The organism is Vibrio sp. Vb0349 (genome assembly GCF_033338975.1).
In genome coordinates this window covers 1-8,330 of the sequence record NZ_JAWOTS010000051.1, presented here as the reverse complement: position 1 = coordinate 8,330, position 8,330 = coordinate 1, and the positions used below count along the sequence as shown (strand labels likewise).

The following is an 8,330-nucleotide window of genomic DNA, read 5'->3' as shown; positions in this document are numbered from 1 at the left end:
TCGTTCCATACATCTGGTTGTTCAAGTTCTGCGTTGACTTCTTCTAGACGCTCTTTCTTCGCGTCATAGTCAAAGATACCCCCTCAGGACATTTGTGCGCTGAGACACGTCCTGCAGACGGTTTTTAATTGGATTGATTTCAAACATGTTTACTCAACATTTTAGAATAGAATTTAACCGAGAAATTCTACTGAAAAATGTGACCGAGATACAGGAAAATTTCGGATGAGAAATCAGATTGCGGTGAGAGAGAGCACGGTCATAAAATTTTACGCCCACTTAGGGGCAACCGTACTCTATAAGAAAGGTTGATCTAGGTATTACTTAGCTTCGATATGGTCGATCATCAATTGCAATGATTGATTACCACGAAATTCATTCACATCCAGCTTATACGCGAGACGTACTGTTTTAACCGATGCATCTGGCCATCGACGTAGATCAACATTGAATGCAATACCGTCGATCATCACATTGGTAGGGTGACCTTTATAAAGCGGCTCTAACATCAATTTAAGATGCTTCTCACCCACCAGCTTTTGATGCAGTACTTTAAACTCACCATCAAAGATTGGCTCTGGGAAAGCTTGTCCAAAAGGGCCACCCGATCGCAGCTGTTCAGCAACATGCATAGAGAACTCTTCCGGCTTAAGTTCGCCATCTGACATGATCACGCCTTTTAGCGCCGCTTCATCGAGTTCCTTTTTTACCACTTCATCAAACAAACGACTGAAACGCTCAAAATCCTGCTCTTTAATCGTTAAGCCTGCTGCCATGGCGTGTCCACCAAACTTGATGATCAAACCCGGGTTTTGCGTGTCGATGAAATCCAACGCATCGCGCATGTGTAGCCCCGGAATAGAACGACACGAGCCTTTAATCGTCCCTTCTCCGCCATCAGCAAATGCAATGACTGGACGGTGAAACTTCTCTTTAATGCGCGAAGCCAAAATACCAATCACACCTTGGTGCCAATCACGTTGGAATAAGGCTAAGCCATAAGGAAGCTCATTGCCTTCACCAAACTGAAGGCGCTCACAGAAAGCCATCGCTTCTTGCTTCATGCCTTCTTCAATCTCTTTACGAGTCTGGTTCAAGCCATCCAATTCACTTGCCATGCGACGAGCTGCGTGGATGTTGTTACACATCAGCAGTTCAACACCGAAAGACATGTCATCAAGACGGCCTGCTGCGTTAATACGTGGACCTAAAGCAAAGCCAAAGTCGGACGCAACTAAACGACGCGCATCGCGCTTCGCGACCTCAATTAATGCTTGGATGCCAGGACGCGCTTTGCCCGCACGAATACGTTGCAAGCCTTGGTGTACAAGAATGCGGTTGTTTTCATCCAATGGAACGACGTCGGCGACGGTACCCAGTGCAACAAGGTCAATCAATTCCATCAACTTGGGCTCTTGCATCCCCTGTTCTGCAAACCAATTGTGTTTTCGCATATGAACGCATAGTGCCATCATGAGATAAAACGCGACCCCTACACCCGCAAGCGCTTTAGATGGAAAGCTACAGCTCTCAAGGTTTGGGTTCACCATTGCATCCACATCAGGCAACACTTGTCCTGGTAAGTGGTGATCGGTAACGAGCACAGTAATGCCATTTTCTTTTGCGTAACGCACGCCTTCGATTGATGAGACGCCGTTATCCACCGTCATGATCATCTCAGCGCCAAGCTCTAAGGCTTGGTCAACGACTTCTGGGCTTAACCCATAGCCGTCTTCAAAACGATTTGGCACTAGGTAATCCACATTGTGACTACCAAGCATACGCAGCGCGAGCACTGATAATGCTGAGCTTGTCGCGCCATCAGCGTCAAAATCACCGACAACGATGATGCGTTTTTGTTCTTTTATCGCCTGAAACAAAAGATCGACAGCTTGCTCAATCCCCCCGAGTTTTTGATATGAATGCAACCCACGGGCCGACGTTTCTAATTGTGAAAGATCCGTTATCCCACGGTTGATGTAGATACGTTTAAGAATCGGAGGAATGGAATCAGGAAGAAGGGAAAGATCAGGTTCAGGACGTCGTTGAATTTCTATCATGCTTAAAAGAGCCGACAACTTTGCCGGCTCTGCTCCTAATGGATTATAGTTGCTTTAAACGTTTCAATAGCTCTGCAGGTGGTAGGTAGCCACCAACCATTTCGCCATTCGGTAAGAAGATTGCTGGCGTACCAGAAATACCCAATTGGCGACCTAGATTGTAATGCGCCTGGATGGTTTCTTTACACTGTTTTAAGTCTTTCGCAGGGTTATCAAATGTACGATTCACTTTCGCGTTGTGCATTGCCGACGCCGGATCTTCAGCACACCAAATCGTTGCCATTTGCTCTGCCACAGGGCCAGTTGCACCTTGGCGAGGGTAAGCCATGTAACGCACTGTGATACCTAGATCATTATAGCCTTGCATTTGGCTATGCAGACGCACACAGTAACCACAGGTGATATCAGTGAATACGGTCACAACGTACTTTTCATCGTCGGCTTTGTATTCGATCATGCTATCGGAGAACTGCGCAATTTTCTCGGCGTTAAGCGGCGCTTGACGCTCTGCTATGACATCTTTGTAACTGCCATCATCATTAATGGCATAAAGCGTACCGGCGATAAAGTGGCTACCATCATTTGAAGCAAACAGGATCCCGCCATTGGTTTGAATTTCCAATAAGCCAGCGACGTCTGATGGTTGAATATCAACGATAGATAAACCAAGCTTTGAGAACTTAGTTTTTAATGCTGCTTCATCAAAGCCGCTTTGTGCAGCTGGCGCTACTTGTTGCGCAGGAGTCTCCGTTTGAGCCTGACTTTCTTCTGCACCACAAGCGGTAACAAAAAATGGTAAAGTCAGCAGAGTTAGTCGGCGTAATACGCTCATGAAATTCACCTTAATGTAAAATCGTTTTTCCAAGAAGACATGGATGAATCTAACCATTGTTACGCTCTTGGGTGGTGTTGACTGTGGATCTGCTTCAATCGTTCAGTCGCCACGTGAGTATAAATTTGCGTGGTCGATAAGTCACTATGTCCTAAAAGCATCTGTACGACCCTGAGATCTGCGCCATAGTTCAATAAATGCGTGGCAAAGGCATGCCGCAGTACGTGCGGCGACAGCTGATCAGTATCAATCCCTGCTATCAAAGCATAGTACTTAATACGGTGCCAAAACGTCTGACGAGTCATTTGTCTTGCGCGTTTACTAGGAAAAACAATATCAGATGATGTATCACCAAGTAACGCAGGGCGCCCTTGTTGAATGAACGTCTCGATCCAATCGACCGCGTTTTCCCCCATAGGAACCAGGCGTTCTTTACCACCTTTACCAGTCACGCGCACCACCCCTTGGCGCAAGCTAACATTTTCCATGGTCAAACTGACGAGCTCTGTCACACGCAACCCTGTCGCGTAGAGTAGCTCTAGCATCGCTTTATCGCGCAATTCTATAGGGTCATTCGGGTCTGGCGCTTCGAGCAACGCGTCCACTTGCTCTTCACTAATATCTTTGGGTAAACGTTGTGGCAGTTTAGGGCTAACCAAGAGCGCACTCGGGTCATCAGCACGCACCTTCTCACGATGCAGGTATTGAAATAAACGACGAATAGCCGACAACATACGCGCACGGGACGTCTGTTTGTAATCTAAGTCTACAAGGTGGCTTTGATATTCTTGCAAGCCAGACAAACTGATAAAATCAAGACGGTATCGATGTTTTTCCATCCACACGAGCAGCTTCATTAAATCGTTTCGGTAGGAAGTCAACGTGTTCTCTGATAGGCCACGCTCCATCCACATCGCATCTAAGAATTGCTCAACAAGCGAAAAATCTTGTTGATTGACAGGCTGTTGTGCCGTCATGAATGCTTCCTTATCTGTTTATATTTACAGTATTTAGATTAAAGCACCTGCCAATCCAATACCATAAAAAATCATCCCACATAGGATATTCGCTGCAATCTTCCTCAATTTATGGTTAGAATCTTCCACAACAGCAACACAAATAACGACGAATATAATGAAAATCGGACTCTTTTACGGCTCAACGACCTGCTACACCGAAATGGCAGCAGAGAAAATTCGTACCCTTATTGGTGAAGACCTTGTCGACATTCACAATGTGAAAGAGACACCGTTATCACTAATGGCGGACTACGACTTATTACTCCTTGGCATCTCAACTTGGGATTTTGGTGAAATTCAAGAAGATTGGAACGCGATTTGGCAAGACATCGCGACCACGCCACTGAAAGGCAAAGTTGTAGCGCTGTTTGGTCTGGGTGACCAAGAAGGTTACGGAGAGTGGTATTTAGATGCGATGGGCTTACTTCACGATGAATTGCAAGCCACAGGTGCAACCTTTATCGGTTACTGGCCAAATGAAGGCTACGAATTTGAAGCATCGAAAGCATTGATCGAAGATGGCAGCAAGTTTGTTGGACTTGCGTTAGATGAAGACTCACAGTACGAACTGAGTGATGAACGCATCGAAAAATGGTGTGAACAAGTTCTTGTGGAATTCCACGACACGCTTTAATAGCGCAAACACGTCATCATTAAAAAGTAAAAAGCCCGATGAAGTAATTCATCGGGCTTTTTATTATCTTGATAACGCGAAGTGATTACGCGGTTTCTTGTGCTAGCTCTGGGCGAGGTTTCGCGATGAAGAACATGCACACGATAGCCGCAAATGTTGGAAGCACCCAACCCATGCCGACTTCGAATAGTGGCAACATGTTAAACGCAGAAACATCAATACCCGATACTTTTGCCGCATCAACCAACGCAAACAGCAGAGATACAAGCAGTACTGCACGGTAAGCAAAGCGTGGATTCGGCAGTTTGCTGCGCACAAATGTTAGTGCAACCAACGCAATCGCCACAGGGTACAGCGCAAACAATACTGGCACTGACAGAGAAATCAGCTGCGCAAGACCAACGTTTGCAACCAATGCACAAACAGAACCATTAATCAGTACCCATTGCTTGTATGACAGTGGTGTTTTCGAGCTGAAGAAATCTGAACACGCAGAAATCAAGCCAATCGCGGTTGTCAGACACGCTAGCAATACGATGACAGACAGAACGATTTGACCGTATGGACCAAACAACGCTTGAACGTATTGGCTAAGCACTAGGCCACCATTATCAGCACCAGCAGCAACCGTTGCACTCGTCGCACCTAAGTAAAATAGTGAGATGTAAACAAACGCAAGACCAGCAGCAGCAATACAACCTGCATAGATCAGATATTTAGTAGTTGCAGAGCGCTCAGTAATGCCTTTGCCGCGCAGTGCATCAACCATCAGCATACCAAACATCAATGACGCGAACGTATCCATTGTGTTGTAGCCTTCTAAGAAGCCTTTGGTCAGAGGCTGCGTTAGGTATTCACCGTGCGCGCCAATCATATCGCCCTGAGGATCAAGGAAGACAGCGACAGCAAGAATGATCAAACCAACAAACAATGCTGGTGTCAGTACTTTACCGATAAGATCGATCAAACGGCCTTGGAACCATGAGAACATCATCGCTGCGATAAAGAAGATCACTGAGAACGCTGTCAGATGCGTTTGTGACGCCTCAAGGAAGAAAGGTTTCACCGCCATCTCGTAAGCCACTAGGCCAGTACGAGGCGCTGCAAACGCAGGACCAATGATGATGAAAATCAGTGCAGCCATAAGAACTGCCGCTTTTTTCGGAAGATCTTGCGTCAAGTGATCCCAAGAACCACCAGCAACAGCAATAGCAACGATAGTAATAAGAGGTAGACCTACCGCTGTTAGCAAGAAACCAAACATAGCTGGCATTAAGTTTTCACCCGCTAACTGACCCGCTAGAGGTGGAAAGATAATATTGCCCGCACCTAAAAAGAACGCAAATAGCATAAAGCCTACTGCGATAATATCTGTTAGTTTTAACGTCTGCTTCACAGATAACCCTTGTCTTTTAATTAATGAATGTTGTGTATGCTTAGACCACTTTTTGTATACCTAAAGTCAATAAGTACACGTGGTTCAATCTATAAAATTTTCGCCGCATAATGACGAAAGACTCATCATTTGGCAACCTTTAAGAAAAAAACACCATATTAATTTAGTTTTCAAACTTAAAAGCAGTGGATATAACCAGATCCAAATAACAGACCAGTTCTTTATCTCGATCAATTAACAATACAATTTAATAACCAACAAAACAACAATCTATACAATTAATAAACAATAGAGCAATCCACTTAATTATTGAGCAAATATAAAACAATCATGAAGAACAAAACACTGAAAACTAAAGGCTTCAATTTTAAGCAATTTTATATTGAGGGCGGCGAGAGTGGTATGCCAGTCAGCACAGATGGGGTAATACTTGGTGCTTGGATTCAAAGCCCTAACGACGCTAAAATTCTCGATATTGGCACTGGCACTGGCCTGCTTGCCCTGATGTGTGCTCAACGCTTTACAGAAGCTCAAATAACCGCGGTCGATATCGAATTAACAGCCGTTGCTGCCGCGCAAAAAAATATGGCCCAGTCTCCTTGGTCAGATCGTGTAAGTGTGCATCACACCGACATACTGCACTTTACGCCGACACATCCATTCCAACGCATCATTTGTAACCCGCCCTACTTCAACAGCGGCGAGCAATCGAAACACAGTCAACGTGCAACCGCGAGGCACACTGATACGCTAGGCCATAACGCATTGCTACAGCGTTGCTATCATTTGCTTGATGACGAAGGGAGAGCTAGTTTTGTGTTGCCAATCACCGAAGGCGAGCAGTTCATTGAGCTAGCATTAAACCAAGGTTGGTATCTATCGCGGATCTGTCGTGTGCAACCATCAGAAAAGAAACCAGTACACCGACTGTTATTTGAACTGTCAAAACGACCTTGCGATTTGCAGACGTCACATTTAATTATCCGTTCAAATGACGGCTATAGTGATGATTTCATACAGTTAACTCGCGAGTTTTATCTTAAGATGTGAAATAACATGTGATCCTTATCACCAATCACTTTATAATGTGCGACCTTTTTGTATTCTATGCTGTTGTGGCGAACCATTAACCAAGCTTTGCTTGTGGAGAACTCATTGTGATCAGAACCTTTGCTGAACTTGATCTAGACCAAAACCTACTTGAAGCCATTGAAGAGATGGGTTACGAACGCCCAACAAAAATTCAGGCAGAAGCGATTCCACAAGCGTTGGACGGTCGTGACATTCTAGCGTCAGCGCCAACAGGAACTGGTAAAACGGCCGCCTTCGTCCTGCCAGCATTGCAATACTTGCAAGACTTCCCTCGTCGTAAGCCTGGGCCTGCGCGTATTTTGATCCTAACGCCTACTCGCGAACTGGCGATGCAAATTGCCGATCAAGCACGTGCTTTGGCAAAAAATACCAAACTCAACATTTTCACCATCACTGGTGGTGTTCAGTACCAAGAGCACGCCGACATCCTTGCAACAACACAAGACATTGTGGTTGCGACACCTGGCCGTTTAAAAGAATACATTGATGCAGAACGTTTTGATTGTCGTGCAATCGAATGGTTAATCCTTGATGAAGCAGACCGTATGCTAGATATGGGTTTTGCTCCTACTGTCGATCGCCTATCTAACGAATGTCGCTGGCGTAAGCAAACCCTTCTGTTCTCAGCAACGTTAGAAGGGAAAGGCGTAGAAGGCTTTACCGCTGATCTGTTGAATGACCCAGCAGAGATTGATGCAAAATCGCCGCTGCGTGAGCGTAAGAAAATTGCTCAGTGGTACCACCGAGCTGATGATGCTGAACACAAACTGGAATTACTAAAACACATTATTACTCAGCAAGCTGAGCGCACTATCGTCTTTTTAAAGACTCGTGAGCGTTTGGCTGAGCTACGAGCGCAGCTTGAAAGTGCACAGATTCCATGTTCTTGGATTCAAGGTGAAATGCCGCAAGATCGTCGTAACAATGCGATTTCTCGCTTCCGCGATGGAACTGTGAACGTGCTGCTCGCGACGGACGTTGCTGCGCGTGGTATCGATCTTCCGGATGTATCACACGTTATCAACTACGACATGCCGCGCACGGCTGATGTTTACCTTCACCGTATCGGCCGTACGGCTCGCGCAGGTAAGAAAGGTAACGCTATCTCAATCGTAGAAGCACACGACCAACCAATGATGGATCGCGTTGCACGTTATGTGAAAGAAGACATCAAAGAGCGTTTCGTGAAAGAGATGCGTCCTAAACACAAAAAGCCTGTGTTTAAGAAGAAAAAGAAAAAAGACGACAAGAAAAAAGTAGCGAAAAAGAAAACCGCTAAGAAGAAGTAATCTTGTTG

7 protein-coding genes are annotated in these 8,330 nt (G+C 45.4%); 3 read left to right on the top strand and 4 right to left on the bottom strand.

Going from position 1 to position 8,330, the window contains the following annotated elements:
- Positions 1 to 320: 320 nt before the first annotated feature.
- From recJ to xerD, 3 genes are read right to left on the bottom strand one after another with little or no spacing between them, the layout of a single operon-like run.
- Positions 321 to 2,060 carry a single-stranded-DNA-specific exonuclease RecJ gene (recJ, locus tag R7Q47_RS22650; protein WP_017821504.1) on the bottom strand — a complete coding sequence of 580 codons (1,740 nt, stop codon included), beginning with the start codon at positions 2,058 to 2,060 and terminating at the stop codon, positions 321 to 323.
- A gap of 43 nt (positions 2,061 to 2,103) precedes the next feature.
- The gene (dsbC, locus tag R7Q47_RS22645) at positions 2,104 to 2,892 is read right to left on the bottom strand and encodes a bifunctional protein-disulfide isomerase/oxidoreductase DsbC (RefSeq protein ID WP_005381786.1); all 789 of its coding nucleotides are present in this window, start codon (positions 2,890 to 2,892) and stop codon (positions 2,104 to 2,106) included.
- A gap of 59 nt (positions 2,893 to 2,951) precedes the next feature.
- Positions 2,952 to 3,869 (bottom strand): site-specific tyrosine recombinase XerD, encoded by a 918-nt coding sequence (gene xerD / locus R7Q47_RS22640; protein WP_238844418.1) that lies wholly within the window; start codon positions 3,867 to 3,869, stop codon positions 2,952 to 2,954.
- Between the two features lie 157 nt (positions 3,870 to 4,026).
- On the opposite strand from xerD, the gene fldB reads away from it, so the two are divergent.
- Complete coding sequence (gene fldB / locus R7Q47_RS22635) at positions 4,027 to 4,545, top strand: flavodoxin FldB (RefSeq protein ID WP_005381790.1); 519 nt, start codon at positions 4,027 to 4,029, stop codon at positions 4,543 to 4,545.
- Positions 4,546 to 4,630: 85 nt separating this feature from the next.
- Here the strand turns inward: fldB and brnQ are convergent, their stop codons facing one another.
- Positions 4,631 to 5,941: a branched-chain amino acid transport system II carrier protein gene (gene brnQ, locus R7Q47_RS22630; RefSeq protein ID WP_005381792.1), complete on the bottom strand. Its 1,311-nt coding sequence runs from the start codon at positions 5,939 to 5,941 to the stop codon at positions 4,631 to 4,633.
- A gap of 330 nt (positions 5,942 to 6,271) precedes the next feature.
- On the opposite strand from brnQ, the gene R7Q47_RS22625 reads away from it, so the two are divergent.
- On the top strand, positions 6,272 to 6,991 hold the full coding sequence (locus R7Q47_RS22625; RefSeq protein WP_213969653.1) for a tRNA1(Val) (adenine(37)-N6)-methyltransferase: 720 nt from the start codon (positions 6,272 to 6,274) through the stop codon (positions 6,989 to 6,991).
- Between the two features lie 107 nt (positions 6,992 to 7,098).
- Positions 7,099 to 8,322 carry an ATP-dependent RNA helicase SrmB gene (srmB, locus tag R7Q47_RS22620; protein ID WP_005381797.1) on the top strand — a complete coding sequence of 408 codons (1,224 nt, stop codon included), beginning with the start codon at positions 7,099 to 7,101 and terminating at the stop codon, positions 8,320 to 8,322.
- Positions 8,323 to 8,330 lie beyond the last annotated feature (8 nt).

Excerpts from the sequence above, each read along its gene's own strand:
- recJ (WP_017821504.1), bottom strand. The coding sequence starts at position 2,060 with ATGATAGAAATTCAACGACGTCCTGAACCTGATCTTTCCCTTCTTCCT.
- R7Q47_RS22625 (WP_213969653.1), top strand. The coding sequence starts at position 6,272 with ATGAAGAACAAAACACTGAAAACTAAAGGCTTCAATTTTAAGCAATTT.
- dsbC (WP_005381786.1), bottom strand. The coding sequence starts at position 2,892 with ATGAGCGTATTACGCCGACTAACTCTGCTGACTTTACCATTTTTTGTT.
- xerD (WP_238844418.1), bottom strand. The coding sequence starts at position 3,869 with ATGACGGCACAACAGCCTGTCAATCAACAAGATTTTTCGCTTGTTGAG.
- fldB (WP_005381790.1), top strand. The coding sequence starts at position 4,027 with ATGAAAATCGGACTCTTTTACGGCTCAACGACCTGCTACACCGAAATG.